Raw genomic sequence first — 248 nt, 5'->3', positions numbered from 1 at the left:
CACCCTGATCATTCCGCCCGCGCTCGGTTACGGCGCGCGGGGCGCCGGCGGCGTCATTCCGCCGAATGCGACGCTGATGTTCGACGTCGAATTGCTGGCGGTGAAGTAGCCGCACACCGAACGAGGGAGCGCATCGTGAAGGTCTCGATCCTCGACGACTATTTCGACACGCTGCGCACCCTCGATTGTTTCGGCAAGCTGGCCGGACACGACGTCACCATCTGGAACGATCACGTCCAGGATATCGA

The 248-nt window shown here is 62.5% G+C and carries 1 protein-coding gene; it reads left to right on the top strand.

Annotated elements, in window-relative coordinates:
• The coding region (locus tag QSV46_RS40535) for an FKBP-type peptidyl-prolyl cis-trans isomerase (RefSeq protein ID WP_314964339.1) at positions 1–109 on the top strand (109 nt) is incomplete at its 5' end.
• Between the last annotated feature and the right edge of the window lie 139 nt (positions 110–248).

It is taken from the genome of Bradyrhizobium cosmicum (assembly GCF_032290525.1).
Lineage (GTDB): Bacteria > Pseudomonadota > Alphaproteobacteria > Rhizobiales > Xanthobacteraceae > Bradyrhizobium > Bradyrhizobium cosmicum_A.
The sequence above is the reverse complement of the archived record's forward strand: the minus strand, read 5'-3'. Positions and strand labels throughout refer to the sequence as shown.